The sequence below is a fragment of the Ferdinandcohnia jepli genome, from assembly GCF_047246645.1.
Taxonomy (GTDB): Bacteria; Bacillota; Bacilli; order Bacillales; family Bacillaceae_L; genus Ferdinandcohnia.
On sequence record NZ_JBFOKR010000014.1, the window covers coordinates 113,374 to 130,730 of the forward strand.

The following is a 17,357-nucleotide window of genomic DNA, read 5'->3' on the forward strand; positions in this document are numbered from 1 at the left end:
CCGTATTACTTAGCCATCACCTTTCTATTACTAAAACAGAATTTTAAAAAATCGTCAATGATAAAGCCAAATTTTTCAAAAATCACAACGAGAGTGGTAAACTACATTTGTAGGAAGATTACATAAAAGGGGATTTAACATAAATGGTGATTATCGAAAAAACAAAGTTTGCTGATGTTCCGGTATTACACATCGCACAACAAAACATAATGGACGAAAAACTGCCTGTGATTTTATTTGTTCATGGATTTGGCAGCGCAAAGGAACATAATTTACACTATGCTTATTTATATGCTGAGGAAGGCTACCGTGTAGTACTGCCAGAAGCCGCATATCATGGAGAGAGAGCACGTGATATAACAGAAGGAGAAATGAACTTTAAGTTCTGGGATATCGTTGTAAATGAGATAGAAGAACTTAATCAGATAAAGGAAGAGTTACAAGAAAAAGGGCTCATTGATGAAACGAGGATTGGCTTAGCTGGTACTTCAATGGGAGGGATTGTTACACTTGGTGCACTCACCCAATACGAGTGGATAAAAGTAGCTGTCAGCTTAATGGGCAGCCCTTATTATGAAGCTTTTTGCCGTGGGCAAATCGAAGAATTAAAACGCCATGGTGTTGATATCCCATTTGTAAATGAAGAACTTGAAGAAAAATACGAAGTGTTACGTAAATATGATTTAAGCTTGCAGCCTGAAAAAGTAGGCGGCAGACCGCTTCTTTTCTGGCATGGTGAAAAGGATGAAACGGTACCCTTCCATTTTACCTATGAATTCTATCAAAGAGTTAAATCAATGTATGAAAACCAGGAAAACATAAAGTTTATAGCTGATCCAGCTGCAGACCATAAAGTGACAAGAGAAGGCCTACTTGCATCAGTTGAATGGTTTAAAAAACATTTATAAAAGGAAAAGACGTGTCGGGGGACACGTCTTTTTACAACATTACGCTTTTCGTATTACCTTACCCCTAATGCAATTTTTGCATAACGACTCATCATATCTTTGTTCCAAGGTGGACTCCAAACGATATTCACATCAACATCCTTGATTTCAGGTAGGTCAGATAACACTCGTTTTACGTCCATTGCAATTGTACCTGCTAGAGGACAGCCCATTGATGTTAACGTCATTGTAACAGTTACAACACCCTCGTTATTCATATCTACGTCGTAAACAAGGCCTAAATTAACAATATCAATACCTAGCTCAGGGTCATTAACCTGCTCAAGAGCCCCCATAATGTTCTCTTTTAATGCTTCATCCATTTAAAACACTCCTTTCAAGGAATAGCTTAGTTTTAGTATAACGAAAGACATGTCGAATGTGAAATACCGTGCTTACTATCCTCTTAATTGTTTCATTGCTTCCGGACTCATTCTTTCTGGTGACCAAGCCGGATGCCAGACGATAAATACTTCAACATCATTTACTTCCTCAAGATATGATACAGAATGTTTGACACCACTTGTTATACTGTCATGCAAAGGACAGCCTGGAGTCGTTAACGTCATTTCGATATAAACATTATTATTGTCTTTAATATCCACTTCATATATTAGTCCTAAATCAACAACATTAATATTTAATTCAGGATCAATTACCTGCTTTAATTGGTCATAAATTTTTTCTCTTAATTCCATTTTTGTTCTCCCCCTTACTTGAAAAGCACCTTAATAACGGTATAACCAAAAAATAAAGTAGATGCTACTACAAGACTTTGCCCAATTGAAAAAATGAGTAGTTGTTTTGACATGATAGCTAGAATGACAACAACTGCTCCGATGATGAAACCTGAGAAAATTGGTGCTGTCATTTTTTCATCGATCAATTGTTTCAAGGTAGGTACATCCTTTTTTCCAATTAGCTTACTATAGCGGTGAGTCCACCAAAGAAACGGTATAATTTTATATAAATATCCAAGAATACTACTAGCGATCCATAAATAGATGTAAAGAAAGATAAGATAACCGTAAAATTCGTAATGACCTGGTAAGAACGAAAGTATCATTGCCAGCAGATGTAAAAGTAGTCCAAGGGCAATTGCGATAAGTGAGAAAATAAACGGTTTATCAAGCTTTTTCTTTAATCGAACCTTTATGATTGTAAACATGTGATAGGCGAATAATCCAAAACCGAAAAACAGGATCCCCATACCGGCTTGGAACAGCGCTGTTACATCACTACTAAAACTAGCAATAGTAGTGATTAGTCCAAGTCCGTAGACAATAAACACCCATTTCGCAAGCTTCATTGAAAAGCCGTGTGCCAACGAAAACATCGGTACCATTTTATAAGAAAAACCGAAGATTAAGAAAGTAAACCACCCGGCAACGCCTAACAAGATATGGCTCTTTAACACAGCTAGATGGTTAAAGTTCGCTAACCCCATTCCCATGTTTGTGATCATGAGTATACCTAGCGTAATTGTGATGAACAAGCACAACAGAGCACTTCCAACGAAAAGTGTTAATACATTTTTCGTTGCTTGTTTCTTCATTGTCATGAACATTTGGAAGACGAAAAGCAGAATCCCTAAAACAGCAAGAGCCCCTGTAAAAATGGACACGGTTGGTGAAAAAGATAGAGTAATGGCAAATCCACCAAATCCAACTGCTGTTACCCAAAACTGTAAAAAGCCGAATTTTTCACTCCAAATTGGTGTTAGAAATGCAACTGGAACAAGCTGATACATAGCACCCATGGCAACCATTAGTGCCCAACCAAGAATTAATAAATGAGCTGCTGATAGAACAGAAGGGGTTCTAAAATTCCCTTCGATTACCATATGTCCATTGAACAGTAGGATCACTTGAGAAGTGATAAAAGCAATAACACTAAAAATAATAAATGAAAGTGGCAACCTTATATCTGTTTCATTCGATAATTGAGGTATCATATTACATGCAGCTCCTTACTTTGTAATCGTAATGGTAAAGCTGCCATCGTCATTTGGTGAAGTTGTATGTGCATAGCCTAATTCCTCAAGCTGCTCATACAAAAACATTGGACGTCTATCATTAATTATGGTTAATGTGTCACCTTTATTTAACTTCTCAAGTGCTGTTAATGTTCTCATCATCGGTTGGGGAGGTTCAAGCCCACGATTATCTAGTTTCATAACTGAACACCACTTTTTGTAAAGGTAACCTTCCAATGCTTTTTGTCAATTTGCTCAGCTTCATTAGTAAATCCTTTGGCCTTTAAAACCGTAAATAATGGAGTTGGTTTAAAAGGTGCATGTAAAATAAATACATCACCGGATTCTAATGTTTTTATTGCCTCCATAATTTTTTGGAAGGGCTCCAGTTTGTTTTTTATATCTTCTCTAACATCCAACTCAACAACCTTATATTCTAAATGTCCCATCATATAACCTCCTAATGAACTTTTTATAACTTAATGATAATCATTTTCATCGGTAAAGAATGTGACATGAATCACAAGTGTTAAAAAATCTCATCATGAAGTCGCATATGATCTAGCAAATAGTAGCCATCTTCGGTTAGTTCTACAATATCTTTTTTCTTTAAAACACTAATTGTTCGGCTAACAGATTCACGTGTAGTGCCAATCATGTTCGCTAATTCTCGATTTGTAAATTGTGTTGTTAGCTTAAATCGATTATTTATCTTTTCACCATTTGAGCGACATAAACGTAGCAATAACATAATGATTTGTTCTTGGGTATTAAGTAATATTTGCTCTTCAAGTCTCTTTTGAAGGTCAATAATTTTTTCTCCAAGTACCCGGAAAATTTTTATACTTAACTCAGGATTAGAGATTAAGATTTCTTCAAATTTATCAATAGGAGTTACAATTAGTGTAGTCTCCTCCATAACCTCAGCATGTGCAGGATATCCGCCTTTTCTGAAAAAACCTGCATGAGGAAACATTTCGCCAGCCTCTAAAACAGACACAATTTGCTCCTTACCGTGCATATCCGATTTATAAATTTTAATTTTTCCTGATTGAATGAAAAACACTCGATCAAGGGGATCATCCTGCATAAAAACAAACATCTTCGATTTATATGAACGTGGTTGTGAAATTTCAACAATTGGTTCGAGTTCTTCAGGAGTTAATTCTCTAAAAATAGGTACTTCCTTTAGTTGTGTTCGGATTGCATGTACTCCCATATCTATCACTCCTCGTAATATTCAAAGCTATTCAAAACATCATTTAAACTATGTAAATTGTAACAATCTGAGATTTTGAGACTGTGATTTATATCATAAGTAGGGAGAAATGAACTTATTGTTCATGAATTAGACAAATTTGTCTATCTGTCTTTAAAATTTGTTAAACCTCAAATATGATAAAAATATATAAAATTCACAACTTTTATTTGTTTCATCCGTCTAAATAGAGAATTTATTTTATTTGTAGGAGGATTATACAGTTTGTCTAATTACAGAGAGAATGAGATAGAGGAATGGTATACCTTGTACCATCAAACGATTTTTAAATTTGTCATATTAATGGTAAAAGATTATCAACAAGCAGAAGATCTAACCCATGAAACTTTTGTAAGAGCTTATAAATTTCATCATACCTTTAAGCGGGATTCCAGTCCGAAAACCTGGCTGTTTAGTGTTGCTCATAATGTGACGGTAGATTATATGAGAAAGCATAAGCCCATTCGCCTTTTTAAAGAAGTATTTACTCTGAAAAAGGAAATCGTACCATCACCAGAGCATTTTTTACGAATAAAAGAGAACTCGAACGAACTATATAGCGCCTTAGGGAGGTTAAAGGAAACGTATCGTGAAGTAATTATATTGAGAAAAATAAAAGGCTTTTCAATCGCCGAAACCTCAGTAATACTCAATTGGTCAGAGAGTAAAGTCAAGTCTACACTTAATCGTGCAATGCCAGCTCTTGAAGAAGAGTTATTGAAGGAGGGGTACATACATGAGCAAACAAAATAATAGTTCATTAGATCGTTCACTTCAAAAATTAGAATTTGAAATGGAATGGAGTACGATAAGATCACAGGTTATCCGCGAAAAAGTTAAGCGAGATATAGAAATATCTAATAGAAGACAAAAGGTTCAAAAGGCTTTTATATACTCTGCTAGTTCTTTTTTATTGGCTGGTTTCTTATTTTTTCTAGCTGTTCAAACTAATGTAATAGAATATACCTCTTTAAGTGAACTTATTAAATCAACAGATGGAAAGGAAGCAGTTGGGGATTTAATTCAGTATAAGCAGCTTGAGACGGGCATTGAAATACCAGTATTAACAGAAAAAGGTGAGAAGTATATCGTTTTCCCTACCGAGCCAGAAAAAAGTATAGATTCATTATTAGGGAAAACAGAAGGAATTTATGTGAGCCATTATGATAATACCCATTTAAATATGTCTGTCACCTATGCAACAACTACTCCCGGAAGATTTGTATCAATAGATACTCAAAGTAACGAGAGTGGTTCCATTGAGGAAGCAATTAGGTTGCAACTGAATCATGATAAATACCCTACTGAAACATATAAAACAAAAGAAATAAGAATTGGAAACAAACGAGCTGTTCTACAAGAACCTGCAACTGAAAAAGAATACGGGGGAGTTAAACTTTCAATAGTAACTGAAAAATATATATATAGACTTTATAGCAATCAAATGGAGTGGGTTACTTTTAATGATAATGAAGCTATTAAAAAAGAAATTATCGAACTAGCAAAGCTGTTTAATTTCGATGCCGAATATTAAAAATAAGTAGGAGAAATCCTACTTATTTTTGGTTTCACTATCTGCGCACACAAAGCACCGAAGCTCTTTTTTATCATCAGAAACAACACCGTTAATAAAGCCTTCTAAACAATAAATCTCCTTTCCACAATCAGAACAGTTTCCCACTAGTTCTTTCAATAGATCCACCTCGATTTATGATTTACTAACATTATCTCATAGATTTTTAAGCGTATGATAAAAAACATATGTACATAGTGATAAGTTTCACAACAAATTGAATTAAACCTTTGTACAATTAACACATAAAACATTAGGAGGAATGCAAAATGGTATTTGCAGCAAAAGTAAACGCACCTGATTTCGCACCAAAGGATAAGCACCCAACAATCTTTAGAACATTCGATAGCCTTCAATCAGGTGAAATAATGGAATTAACAAATGACCATGATCCAAGACCATTACAATATCAATTTATGATGGAGCGTAGTGACTCATTCACTTGGGAGTACCTTGAAGAAGGACCTGAGGTATGGCGAGTTGCAATTGGTAAGAAATAATAATGCATTCTAAGAGGCTACCGATTTGGTAGTCTCTTTTTTTACGTGCTACTATAGAGAAAAAACTAAAGGATGTTTGAGATTGGAACAAAAACGAATTGGTATCATTCTCGCTGGTGGAGAGTCGAGAAGATTTGGTACTCACAAGGCATTTGCTCAACTTAAAAATAAGTACTTTTTTGAACATGCACAAGGGGCTCTGGAAGGAATTGTGGAAGACATTATTATTGTAAGTCACCCAGCCACAATCGAAAAGTTTAAAGAAAACACTTCTTTTACTATTATAGAGGATTTGCCTGAATATAAGGGGAATGGACCTTTGGCTGGTATTCTCACTGCTATGTCACAAAAAAAGGGAAACTGGTATGTTGTTTTACCATGTGATACACCTTTTGTAACTAATCAACTTATTGAACAAATGCTTTCTTTTACATTAGAGAAAAATATAGATGCAGTAATACCAGTAATTGACGGAAGAACACAACCATTAATTGGACTCTACCATTATCGGGTAAAAGAAAAAATTGAAAAATTATTAAACCAGGGGCAGTATAAAATGGGTTTCTTATTAGATTCTTGTAGTGTCCGGTATGTTACAAATAGCGATCTAAGTATGAATGGAAAAGAATTCGATAATATTAATCATCAAAGTGAGTACGAAAAAGCAAAACAAAATGAAATGTGATATCCCTCACAACATGAAAATACGACACCGAATATAATAAAGCTACAACCAAGTTAGAGGGGAGGATAGCCTTTTCCGTTTCTATCCTCATTTTACTCGAATAAGGTTGGAAACGTTTCCTCACTATCTAAACGTATGCACATGCATACACGCCTGTAGATTTGTTCTACAGGTTTTTTCTTTATAAGTAATACCTAATTAAACCAAGCTAATTGCTCATAATTTGCTGAAAAAACCTATAGAATAACAATACACGATACTTTTGGAGGGAGGGATGTCATCTGAGGGTAGGCTTCGTAGTAGGGATTTTTATTGCTGGGGCTTTGCTCATCATGGGATTTACCACTCAAGAATTTGAACCGTATTCCGTTATTTCTGGGACAATTGGAATCATTTGCTTCCTACTCGCAGGTATCGTATCTGATTCATTTGTCAGTAGGGACCGAATGAGAACTAACTTTTATAGTGAAAATAAAATAGAAAGAACAAAACGTAATCGCTATGCGTTTGCTCTTTTCCTCTTAGGAGCTCCTAATCTTTTTGTAGCATTAGTGCTAACCTTCATTCATGTGTAGTTTCTTCTAGCAACATACCCTTGCAAATTTGAACAATTTTTGAATTCCTCCTATACCTGTGATATGCCTCACATTTCTCACTCAGTAATAGTGTTAAAATGTGGACATTATCAAAGGAGGTTTGCCTCATGTTTGAAAGAGACTTTCATAAAGATCCATTTATAGTAATTTGGGAACTTACAAGAGCTTGCCAATTAAAATGTTTACATTGCCGTGCAGAAGCTCAATATACAAGGGATCCAAGAGAATTATCATTTGAAGAAGGCAAGAACTTAATAGATCAAATTTACGAAATGAACAATCCAATGCTCGTATTCACAGGTGGAGATCCACTGATGAGACCTGATGTATATGATATTGCAGACTATGCAATTAAAAAAGGCGTTCGTGTATCTATGACGCCAAGTGCAACACCAAACGTTACTAAAGAAGCAATTGAAAAAGCGAAGGAAGTTGGGTTAGCACGTTGGGCATTCAGTTTAGATGGTCCGACTGCAGAAATACATGACCACTTCCGTGGAACAAAAGGCTCATTTGAACTAACAATGAATGCAATTAGATATTTACACGAGCTTGAAATTCCTATTCAAATCAATACTGTTATTTCACGCTATAATATTCATGTATTAGAAGAAATGGAAAAATTAGTTGAAGACTTAGATTGTGTGTTATGGAGTGTATTTTTCCTAGTACCAACAGGTAGAGGAAAAGACTCTGATATGATTTCACCAGTGGAACATGAGCAAGTATTCCGTTGGTTATACGACTTAAGTAAACGTGTGAAATTTGATATAAAAACAACGGCTGCTCAACATTACCGCCGAGTTGTTATTCAATCAAAAATGCGTGAAACAAAAGAGAAAGAAAAACAAATTCAATATCAAGATGCTCTAATGCAAGGGAAGACTGGCCAATTTGATGGTTTAGGAAGAGCACCAAAAGGTGTTAATGATGGCAACGGGTTTGTGTTCATCTCTCATATCGGTGACGTGTATCCAAGTGGATTACTGCCTATCAAGGCTGGGAATGTAAGAGACACTCCATTAGCAGAAATATACCGAGAGTCACCTATTTTTAAAGACCTTCGTAATCCCGATAAATATAAAGGGAAATGCGGAGTTTGTGAGTTCAGACATGTTTGTGGTGGATCACGTTCACGTGCATATGCAATGACTGGAGACTATATGGAGAGTGAACCATTCTGTGTTTACATTCCGGAGGCGCTTCGTAAAAAAGAAAAGACATTATCATAAAAGAAAGGAGCTACCAGAATGATTGGTAGCTCCTTTTACTTGAGACAGAAATATGAATTTATTCAATACTACAGTATTTTACCGGGCAATCTTCGCAATGAATCTCATTTTTAATATATTGGAGGTCATGAATCGTAATATATCCTCTTGAGACGGAAAGTATTTTTTTGCTTCTAAGTTCATTCAACATCCTATTTACACTTTCTCTGGTGGTCGCACAAAAGTTAGCAAGCTCTTGATTTGTTAAATGAAGGTTAATCAAGATTCCATTGTCTGTATTTACACCGTAGCTATTCGTCATTCGAACAAGTGTTGAATACAATGCACCTTTTTTCCCTAAAAGTACGAGGTCGCGAAACTTCGTTTGTGTTTTTCTAAAATGATCACTCATCCACTTCATAAATTCAAAAGCAAGCTTTGTATTTTCAAAAAGCTTTTTCTCCAGTGCATCTTTTTGAATAACAGCAACCTCACTATCTTCTAAAACAGAACAATTAAACAAGTATTTTGGGCTATCAGTAAATAACGTAAGTTCCCCGACAATTTCACTTTGGCTACAAATACGTAGAGACAACTCATTACCGTCAGATGTTACCTTACTTACCCGTACCTTACCAGATAAAATAAGATAGAGCTCTGTCGCTTCCATACCCTCTTGAAATAAATAAGAACCTTTTTTTATCTTAATGACTTGATTGGCCGATTTCAAAAGTTCATTCAATTCAGTAGAAAGAGTTGGCTTTTGATATGTTTTAACCTGGTTCATAAGTACCACCCTTCTGAGCAGTTCATGCTATACTTTGATTTAAATTGATAATATAATGTTAGTCAATGAACTGAAAATGAGAAAAATCACTGCGAATCTAGTAGAAACTGAATTTTCCTTTGGTACATAAGGTCTGAAGGGTATTTTGAACAATTTCTAACAATTGAGGTCTATATATGGAACAATTATTCTGGTCACCTATAAAACTTTCAATAACCGTCGCAATTTCTGCAGGCATCATTGTTTTATTACTTGGCCTTGTAGTAGGAAGATGGATGTCACGTAAAAGGTTCAACGGAAAACTATTCGTTGAAACAATTCTAATGCTGCCACTTGTATTGCCACCATCCGTTGTAGGCTTCTTCTTAATCGTGTTTTTTGGTAGAAACAGCGCAGTTGGTAAAGGGATAGAAGCAATATTTGGGCAACCAATTATGTTCACCTGGTGGGCGGCTGTAATCGCATCAACCGTCGTTGCATTCCCTCTTATGTATCAATCAGTAAAAACAGGATTTCAATCAGTCGACATAGACATCGAAGGAGCAGCAAGAGTAGACGGAGCCAATGAGTGGAAAGTGTTTTTACTCATATCCATACCACTTTCAATAAAAGCAATAATTACCGGATTTATCCTAAGCTTTACGCGTGCACTAGGGGAATTTGGCGCAACCCTCATGTTCGCCGGAAACATACCAGGAAAAACTCAAACCCTGCCTACCGCTATCTACGTAGCCATCGACAGCGGCAACATGAATCTTGCATGGATGTGGGTAATTACAACAGTTGTTATCTCGTTTTTAATGCTGGCGAGTACTTATTTGATAAAATAGCTTGGAGTTTGTTTTTACTTGTGGCACCCTTTGGGGTGTTTTTTTGCAGATAGGAAAGCATAAAATAGTGAAAACTGGCCTCTGCTGAGCCTATAGGCTCGGCAAATCGCCGAGTTTTTCTAATTTTGGTGACGTCAAAAATGGGAGAAAAAATAAATGTTATTTTAGTGATTGTAATTAAAGTCATATAGGAATAAAATAAAGTTCAGTTATTATTAAAGTTTTCAGTTGGGTGGAATTTTTATGGGTAACCTAGGCATGGGAGAGATAATATTAATCGTATTTTTTGCATTACTTATTTTTGGTCCAAAAAAACTTCCTGAGCTTGGTAAAGCTGCTGGAAATACACTTCGAGAGTTTAAACGTGCTACAAAAGGCATCATGGAAGATGATGAAATAGAGAAGAAAGCAAACGATATAAAGTAATGAGGGTGAGGGTATGATATACCCTCTTCTTTATATCCTAAAATATATTGCAAAATCTAGTCTACATCCTTTTTCGCAGTAAGATTATTCCTTGCATATTTTACAACACCTGGGTAAAAGAATACCCCAGTCAAAAGAAGTCCCATACCCAACGTAAAAGTAATTATGTCTGCCGTTCCTGCAATAATGACGCATATTGAATAAATCGTTGAAATAAAAGCGATTACCCCATCAGTTTTTCTACCACTATTATTAAGGTCGTATGTTTCGCCAGTAATAACTAATTTAATTTGAAAAATTGAAGAAATGAAATAAGGTATTAAGTATGCCAAAGTTGCAATATATATGACAAAATCAAAGGCTGCAGAGATGGTGCTAAAGATTGTTGAAAAAATAAAAATTTGACCTAATATGTTGGACAATAGCAAGGAAAAAGTCGGGATACCATTTTTATTTTCTTTTAAAAAGGCCGGCAAAAACAAGCCTTGTTTTGCAGCTTGATAGGGTACCTCTGCACTAAGCATAATCCACCCAATTGTCGAACCAAGAAGACTAATTAGTCCTAATCCCGCAAGTAGCTTAGCTCCTATTGGACCGAGAACTGCCTCAAACGCATCAATTAAAGGCTTTTCGGAGGAAATGAGCTGTTCCTGGCTCAACATTCCCATAACTAAAAGACTAATTGCAAGATAAATTGCAAGGGCCAGTAAAAGTCCAAGTATCGTAGCTTTTTTTACATCAATTTCCCGTTTAGCCCTTGATGCAAAGACCATAGCAGATTCGACCCCGATAAATGCCCATAATGTACTAACTGCAGCATTATTAACTTGGCTTAGAAACCCAATAGGTTGACCTGCTTCATTAAACCTAGGTGCAACAAATGGACCAATATTACTTCTTTCAAAGGCAAACAAACCAATAATAATAAATAGTAAAAACCCAATAACTTTTGCTGCCGTTGCTATAAAGTTTAGTTTTCCCGCACTCCCAATTCCTTGAAGTATAATGTAATGAGTCCCCCAGAGTAAAAGAGTACAGACAATGAAAATCAGGGTGTTACCCACTTTTAAGGAAAAATTTCCTACAGTAAACAGATTTCTTTGACTTGTTAGGATAGGGAAGAAAGTCGACAAATAACTTGCAAATGTTGTGACGATTGCAACATTACCCGAAAAGTTCCCGATCCAATATCCCCAAGAAGAAATAAAACCAGAAAAAATAGAAGCATGTGACCCTGTTTTAAAAAGCTCTTTTGCATAGATTTGTGGTCCCCCTGTTAAATTAGGTTTCCGAATAATTAAATTTCCAAATACTAAGGCAGTTGCCAAAACACCTGCCCCGGTTAATCCCCATGCAAGTAAAACCCCTGCAGGGCTTGCAACTTCTGCTAATGTACGTGGGAGCATAAAGATCCCTGACCCCACCATATTTCCAACTACTAACGCAGTCAATAACCATATACCTAAACTTTTTGTTTGATTCATGTAAATAGTCCTCTCTAAAAAACACTGTACCTTATGTGTTCCTTTGAAAATTCTAAGGTGCCAAAGTTTGCCATAGCTTTATTATGCTAGGAGAGAATTGGGGTTATTCATCTATAGAACAGAATAGTGTAGGTAGCTTAGTACATCGAGTAGATACGGGTGGCGCTCGAGGGAATAATAGACACGAAGCATCACCCGAAAGAGGAGGATGCGAGTGGTGCTCTAAGGAAAATTAGTGGAAGCACCACCCGAAAGAGAGAGAAGCGGGTGGTGCTCTAGGCAAATACAGTGGAAGCACCGCCCGGAAGAGCAAGATACGAGAGGTGCTCCAGGTAAAAGAAGACTATGCACCACCCGAAAGAGTAAGAATCGAGTGGTGCTCAAGGCAAAAGTAGTTGAAGCGCCACCTGAAAGAGCAGACCCGAGTTTTTATAAATACTTTAATCTGCAAACCTCACAAAATAGGATTTTTTGCCTTCTTGTTTAAGGTGATAGTTTTTTGAAAGTACCTTTAAAATAGTTCTTTTATAATCAAAAACCCTACAAAACACAAATACATCAGTTGTTGTTATTTTCCTACCTGGAAATAGTAGGCGCAACTCTTCCACGGTTCTCAAAAGATAAGATTCATTACTTTCGAAAGCCCCACACTTCCTACACACCAATTTATATTGATTATATTTCTCCATAAATCCCCCACACCCACACAAAATGCCTTTTTCTAACGCCTCAAACGTATACTCAGGCAATTGTAAAAAAGGTGATTTTCAATATGCAAAGGCAGTAGTTGCTCGGCCAACCGTTGGTGCTTACCTGATAGTTTCGAAGGCCGCATATTTAGATTGTCCAAAAAGCGTTTTATTTGAGATGGAAAAATAACTGGAAGGTCTAATGGTGCTTGATAGAGATAGAAATCGGGATTTACGAAAACGAGCGATCCATCGACTTGAAAGTTCACATTAAGCTGCTGTAGTAGTTGTCTAAAAAGGGATTGACTATGCTGTAACTGAAGCAAGGGGTTCTAAATTTCTGTACCGGAACTGGTAAAAAGCTTGTCACCTTCTAAGTAATAGTCGCCTTCAAAATTCTTTACATCGTAGAGGTGAATTTTATTTTGTCTAATGAGAAGGGAGTCAATCTGAAAGTGAGTGTTGCCGACTTCGAGTAATAGGTCATTTAAAATGAGGTGTTCAATTGAGAGGCTTTGCATCATTTGATCAAACAGCACTTCACCTTGATAGCCTTTTTCAGCAGTCACATATTTTCTTGGGTATTTCTCAGATAATACCATTCGAGAACGAAGAGAGCGAAGTAGCACTTATTCTGGAGGTTCAAATCGGGGTTTAATAATCAAAACAACACATCCTTTGTGAAATTAAAATTGGTCATGCAAACTGCCAACCTTTGGAACTTTCAAAACAACACATCCTTTGTCAAATTAATTGGTCATGCAAACTGCAACCTTTGGAACTTTCAAAATATCACATCCTTATTCCAACTCAAATTACTAATCTTTTATTCACATAAACAGAAACTTCCTTTCCACCATAACATAAAAAAGCAACCCCAATTTCCGAACTTTTTATAAAAATGTGACCAACTTAACAGATTTGATTTCCAGGAATATGACAAGCTTAGAGAGGAAATATTTCATTGTTATTTAGGAGGGATTTCTTTGTACCAAACAGCTGCTTGGTATGTGTCATTGATATTAATGGTATTTATTTTATTTGTTTTTCTATTTGTTGTTTTGAATACAGGGAGAAGGAAGGAATATGAAGGGATTCAGAAGAAATGGTACCGTTTTCGAAATGTTTATTTTGCGGTACTTTTGCTATCAATGGGGACAGTTACTTATTTTACATTGTCTGATCTACCATTTGAGAGACCGGTATATGGTGAGGATGAAAATCCAGTTATCGTTGATGTTTCAGCGATTCAGTTTGGTTGGAATATGAGTCAAAGAGAGTTCAAGGTTGGAGAGCCGGTAGAATTTCATATTACGAGTAATGACGTGAATCATGGATTTGGCATTTATGACAAGGATATGAATCTATTAGCTCAAACACAAGCGATGCCTGAGTATACAAATAATGTTTATTATACATTTACAGAGCCAGGTACCTATCAGATTCTTTGCATGGAATACTGCGGGTTAGGCCATCATTTAATGATTGGTGAAATAACGGTGACTAATTAAGTGAGGGGGAATTTTTAAATGTCTGTAATTAATTCAAAGGGAGCAATTAATTCCTCCCAAAATCGGACGATTGTGCTGTATCTTTTAACAGGAAGTCTTTTCATTTTATTGATGATGGTGTTCGGAGTACTCATGCTGCTGGCACAAGGTAAGATGATTAATATTGATCCAGGTCTATTTTATGAAGTGTTAACTGTCCACGGAACAGGGATGGTAGGTGCCTCAGCGTTGGCAGCTGCGGCAGTTATGTGGTACTTCCTAAGTAAGTATGTTCAGTTAAGTAAGAGCATCTTTATTGCTAACTTTCTCTTTTTCATTGTTGGCGTAATATTGGTATTAATCGGGATATTTGTTTTTGGTTTCGCTGGAGGATGGACTTTCCTATATCCATTACCTGCTATCTCTGCTGGTGGGTGGGCAGTTGAAGGTGCTGTTCTTTATTTATTCGGAATGCTATTAATAGGTGTTGGCTTTTTATTACTATATTTAGATGTTGCTAGAGCTATTATTAAACAATATGGCAGTTTAGGCGGAGGTTTAGGTTGGTCGATTGTTTTTGGAAAGGAAAAAGGCTATGGGCCGCCAGCTGCAGTTGTTGCAAGTACAATGGTGTCAATTGTTAATATTACAGCATTATTAGCTGGAGCAACTGTTCTAGTGATGAGTTTAATTAATATCTTTATTCCAACGATTACGATAGATCCCTTGTTGGCAAAAAACCTAACATATGCATTTGGACATATATTTGCTAATTCAATTATATATATGGGAGTTATCGCAGTTTACGAGATTCTATCCAAATATACAAATCGTCCTTGGAAAGCCAATCGTCCATTCTTAATTGCATGGAATTGTTCTACGTTATTTACAATTATAATCTATCCTCATCATTTATTAATGGACTTTGCAATGCCTAAGTGGATGATCATTTTGGGACAGGCATTATCATATGCAAATGGATTACCGGTATTAGTGGTAACTGCATACGGCGCACTTATGATTGTTTACCGTTCAGGTATTAAATGGGATATCGCTTCATCATTTATCTTTCTATCAATGTTTGGTTGGGTTCTTGGAGTTGTACCGGCAATTGTTGATGCAACCATTGTAATCAACCATGTTATGCACAATACAAAATGGGTACCGGGTCATTTTCATATGTATATGGGGCTGGGGGCAACAGCGATGTTATTTGGATTTATGTATTACTTAGCTAAAGAAAGCGGTAAGGAAAAAGAAACAGCATTAGATGGAATTAGCTTCTGGGTTTATGTCATGTTCTTCTTAGGACTATGTGGATCATTCCTTTTCTCAGGAAAAGTAAGTGCACCGCGAAGGTGGGCGGAGCATTTCCCCGAGTGGATTCAATATGACCGTATGGGTGCTGTATTTGGTATCTTCGTAATTTTAGCAGTTACAACATTTGTGGTTCGTTTTTGGAATTATTCAAGATCATTAGGTAGTCGGTTCGAAGAGAAGATTGGTCCGAGTCACCGTGCGTAATATCATTGGAATCATTTCTGCAATTGTGGCAGGTGTTAGTTTGCTTTGGGGAGGGACGGATGGTTTTCGTGCATTTACAGCAGAGGCTGCACGTATACTTGAGTTGGAGGATGAACAGCCTCAACTTCCGCAAGCAACTCTTATAGATTCAAATGGTGAAAGTTTAAATTTGAACGATTTCAAGGGAAAATACTTACTTTTAACCTTTATGTATACGTCCTGTGGAGATGTATGTCCGGTCTTGGAAAGTAATTTTGCACAAATCTATGAGGCTTTGCCTAAAAATGTACTAGGGAAAGAGGTAGTTTTGCTAAGTATTAGTTTTGATCCTGAAAAAGACACTCCGACAACATTAAAGACATATTCAAATCACTTTGGAGCAGATGGTGAACTGTGGAGAATGACAACAATCCAAGACCAGATTGAACTCGAAAAAGTGTTAGATGCACTCGAAGTGATTGTGATTCCTAATGAATTTGGTGGATATGAACACAATTCTGCTTTTTATGTAATTAACCCTGACGGAAAACTTACTAATATTTTCGACTATCAAACACCTCAGAAGGTAGTTGAATATCTTGATTCTTTCTTATTCTAAGTAGGTGACTTTCATGTATCAACTTCGACATCTCATAATAGGTATTGTGGTCATTCTTATTGTTATATTTCCGTATACGAAATCACTTTTAGAGTCGAGTATGATTGGAACAATGTTGGTTCAAATCCCACTTTTAGTTTGTAGTGGATATTTCATAGGTAAGGGACTTCCAAGTAAATGGAAAAATACTGTCCTCTATTTTAATGAAAATGGTATTGCCGGGATACTAGTTACTTTATCTGTAGTAACGTTCTGGATCCTTCCCAGGTCGATTGATGCAGCAGTCAATTCACCTTTCATGGAAGTTTTGAAATATACCACTCTACCATTAATTGCTGGTGTAACTTTGTTTTATAGCTGGAAGTTGCTTGGCTCCATAAGCAAAGCGTTTATATGGGGGAATGGTATTTCCATGATTTTTGTGATGAGCTGGCTCTATACAGCTTCTCCTGTAAGACTATGTAACAATTATTTAGTAACTGCTCAGCAACAATTGGGAAGTGCTTTGTTCATTGTGGGATTGGTGCTATGTTTATCTCTAGTAGTGCGTGTTTTCATACCGTTGCAAACCGTACCTGTAATAAAAAATAAATCATCTTGAGACAAAATTTACTGACCTTACAATCAAATTAAGTTTGACGTCAAGTGAAATCTGATAACGTAAATATTCAGTCAAAAAGTTTTGACGAAAATTTGAAATGAAGAAAAAGTGTGATAAACATCACAAAATTTAATCTGGCCACCTCCTAATATAGTGATAACAAATTAAACTTCACTATGAGGT

General features: G+C 36.2%; 23 protein-coding genes. 13 read left to right on the plus strand and 10 right to left on the minus strand.

The annotated features are described in order from the left end of the window. Positions 1–143: 143 nt before the first annotated feature. Positions 144–908, plus strand: a complete 765-nt coding sequence (gene yjfP, locus AB3M96_RS15975; protein WP_412968630.1) for an esterase — start codon at positions 144–146, stop codon at positions 906–908. Positions 909–961: 53 nt separating this feature from the next. Here yjfP and AB3M96_RS15980 read toward each other — a convergent pair whose 3' ends face one another. From AB3M96_RS15980 to AB3M96_RS16005, 6 genes are all read right to left on the minus strand, one after another. Continuing rightward, on the minus strand, positions 962–1,270 hold the full coding sequence (locus AB3M96_RS15980) for a metal-sulfur cluster assembly factor (RefSeq protein ID WP_412968631.1): 309 nt from the start codon (positions 1,268–1,270) through the stop codon (positions 962–964). A gap of 75 nt (positions 1,271–1,345) precedes the next feature. Continuing rightward, the gene (locus AB3M96_RS15985; RefSeq protein WP_412968632.1) at positions 1,346–1,645 is read right to left on the minus strand and encodes a metal-sulfur cluster assembly factor; all 300 of its coding nucleotides are present in this window, start codon (positions 1,643–1,645) and stop codon (positions 1,346–1,348) included. Positions 1,646–1,659: 14 nt separating this feature from the next. Beyond that, on the minus strand, positions 1,660–2,901 hold the full coding sequence (locus tag AB3M96_RS15990; RefSeq protein ID WP_412968633.1) for a hypothetical protein: 1,242 nt from the start codon (positions 2,899–2,901) through the stop codon (positions 1,660–1,662). Positions 2,902–2,916: 15 nt separating this feature from the next. Then, the gene (locus AB3M96_RS15995) at positions 2,917–3,123 is read right to left on the minus strand and encodes a DUF2249 domain-containing protein (RefSeq protein ID WP_412968634.1); all 207 of its coding nucleotides are present in this window, start codon (positions 3,121–3,123) and stop codon (positions 2,917–2,919) included. After that, entirely contained in the window at positions 3,120–3,371 is a 252-nt protein-coding gene (locus AB3M96_RS16000; protein WP_412968635.1) for a DUF2249 domain-containing protein, read from the minus strand. Before AB3M96_RS16000 ends, AB3M96_RS15995 begins: the two co-directional genes overlap by 4 nt. 80 nt (positions 3,372–3,451) lie before the next feature. Beyond that, positions 3,452–4,141 (minus strand): Crp/Fnr family transcriptional regulator, encoded by a 690-nt coding sequence (locus tag AB3M96_RS16005; protein ID WP_412968636.1) that lies wholly within the window; start codon positions 4,139–4,141, stop codon positions 3,452–3,454. 264 nt (positions 4,142–4,405) lie between these two features. Here AB3M96_RS16005 and AB3M96_RS16010 point away from each other — a divergent pair, with 264 nt between their 5' ends. Continuing rightward, the gene (locus AB3M96_RS16010) at positions 4,406–4,933 is read left to right on the plus strand and encodes an RNA polymerase sigma factor (protein WP_412968637.1); all 528 of its coding nucleotides are present in this window, start codon (positions 4,406–4,408) and stop codon (positions 4,931–4,933) included. Beyond that, on the plus strand, positions 4,917–5,714 hold the full coding sequence (locus AB3M96_RS16015; RefSeq protein ID WP_412968638.1) for a hypothetical protein: 798 nt from the start codon (positions 4,917–4,919) through the stop codon (positions 5,712–5,714). Before AB3M96_RS16010 ends, AB3M96_RS16015 begins: the two co-directional genes overlap by 17 nt. A gap of 18 nt (positions 5,715–5,732) precedes the next feature. Here the strand turns inward: AB3M96_RS16015 and AB3M96_RS16020 are convergent, their stop codons facing one another. Continuing rightward, the gene (locus AB3M96_RS16020) at positions 5,733–5,873 is read right to left on the minus strand and encodes a hypothetical protein (protein WP_412968685.1); all 141 of its coding nucleotides are present in this window, start codon (positions 5,871–5,873) and stop codon (positions 5,733–5,735) included. Between the two features lie 149 nt (positions 5,874–6,022). On the opposite strand from AB3M96_RS16020, the gene AB3M96_RS16025 reads away from it, so the two are divergent. From AB3M96_RS16025 to AB3M96_RS16040, 4 genes are all read left to right on the plus strand, one after another. Next, on the plus strand, positions 6,023–6,253 hold the full coding sequence (locus AB3M96_RS16025) for a DUF2249 domain-containing protein (RefSeq protein ID WP_412968639.1): 231 nt from the start codon (positions 6,023–6,025) through the stop codon (positions 6,251–6,253). An 82-nt stretch (positions 6,254–6,335) separates the two neighbouring features. After that, positions 6,336–6,938, plus strand: a complete 603-nt coding sequence (locus AB3M96_RS16030; RefSeq protein WP_412968640.1) for a molybdenum cofactor guanylyltransferase — start codon at positions 6,336–6,338, stop codon at positions 6,936–6,938. Between the two features lie 332 nt (positions 6,939–7,270). Next, positions 7,271–7,513, plus strand: a complete 243-nt coding sequence (locus tag AB3M96_RS16035; protein WP_412968641.1) for a DUF5316 domain-containing protein — start codon at positions 7,271–7,273, stop codon at positions 7,511–7,513. Positions 7,514–7,641: 128 nt separating this feature from the next. Further along, positions 7,642–8,766: a TIGR04053 family radical SAM/SPASM domain-containing protein gene (locus AB3M96_RS16040; RefSeq protein WP_412968642.1), complete on the plus strand. Its 1,125-nt coding sequence runs from the start codon at positions 7,642–7,644 to the stop codon at positions 8,764–8,766. Positions 8,767–8,824: 58 nt separating this feature from the next. On the opposite strand, the gene AB3M96_RS16045 is transcribed toward AB3M96_RS16040, so the two are convergent. Continuing rightward, on the minus strand, positions 8,825–9,532 hold the full coding sequence (locus tag AB3M96_RS16045) for a Crp/Fnr family transcriptional regulator (protein ID WP_412968643.1): 708 nt from the start codon (positions 9,530–9,532) through the stop codon (positions 8,825–8,827). A 176-nt stretch (positions 9,533–9,708) separates the two neighbouring features. On the opposite strand from AB3M96_RS16045, the gene modB reads away from it, so the two are divergent. Together modB and AB3M96_RS16055 are read left to right on the plus strand one after the other, a co-directional pair. Further along, on the plus strand, positions 9,709–10,362 hold the full coding sequence (gene modB, locus AB3M96_RS16050; RefSeq protein WP_412968644.1) for a molybdate ABC transporter permease subunit: 654 nt from the start codon (positions 9,709–9,711) through the stop codon (positions 10,360–10,362). A 243-nt stretch (positions 10,363–10,605) separates the two neighbouring features. After that, positions 10,606–10,788 (plus strand): twin-arginine translocase TatA/TatE family subunit, encoded by a 183-nt coding sequence (locus AB3M96_RS16055; RefSeq protein WP_412968645.1) that lies wholly within the window; start codon positions 10,606–10,608, stop codon positions 10,786–10,788. 56 nt (positions 10,789–10,844) lie between these two features. Here AB3M96_RS16055 and AB3M96_RS16060 read toward each other — a convergent pair whose 3' ends face one another. Together AB3M96_RS16060 and AB3M96_RS16065 are read right to left on the minus strand one after the other, a co-directional pair. Then, positions 10,845–12,272 carry an amino acid permease gene (locus tag AB3M96_RS16060; RefSeq protein WP_412968646.1) on the minus strand — a complete coding sequence of 476 codons (1,428 nt, stop codon included), beginning with the start codon at positions 12,270–12,272 and terminating at the stop codon, positions 10,845–10,847. A 1,021-nt stretch (positions 12,273–13,293) separates the two neighbouring features. Next, positions 13,294–13,563, minus strand: coding sequence for a nuclease-related domain-containing protein (locus AB3M96_RS16065; RefSeq protein WP_412968647.1), 270 nt, complete (start codon positions 13,561–13,563; stop codon positions 13,294–13,296). Positions 13,564–13,947: 384 nt separating this feature from the next. On the opposite strand from AB3M96_RS16065, the gene AB3M96_RS16070 reads away from it, so the two are divergent. The 4 genes from AB3M96_RS16070 to AB3M96_RS16085 are packed head-to-tail and all read left to right on the plus strand — an operon-like array spanning position 13,948 to position 17,174. Beyond that, positions 13,948–14,472 carry a cupredoxin domain-containing protein gene (locus AB3M96_RS16070; protein WP_412968648.1) on the plus strand — a complete coding sequence of 175 codons (525 nt, stop codon included), beginning with the start codon at positions 13,948–13,950 and terminating at the stop codon, positions 14,470–14,472. A gap of 18 nt (positions 14,473–14,490) precedes the next feature. Further along, positions 14,491–15,975, plus strand: coding sequence for a cbb3-type cytochrome c oxidase subunit I (locus AB3M96_RS16075; protein ID WP_412968649.1), 1,485 nt, complete (start codon positions 14,491–14,493; stop codon positions 15,973–15,975). After that, positions 15,968–16,573 carry an SCO family protein gene (locus tag AB3M96_RS16080; RefSeq protein WP_412968650.1) on the plus strand — a complete coding sequence of 202 codons (606 nt, stop codon included), beginning with the start codon at positions 15,968–15,970 and terminating at the stop codon, positions 16,571–16,573. Before AB3M96_RS16075 ends, AB3M96_RS16080 begins: the two co-directional genes overlap by 8 nt. Before the next feature lie 13 nt (positions 16,574–16,586). Then, positions 16,587–17,174: a DUF1404 family protein gene (locus AB3M96_RS16085; protein ID WP_412968651.1), complete on the plus strand. Its 588-nt coding sequence runs from the start codon at positions 16,587–16,589 to the stop codon at positions 17,172–17,174. Positions 17,175–17,357: the final 183 nt, after the last annotated feature.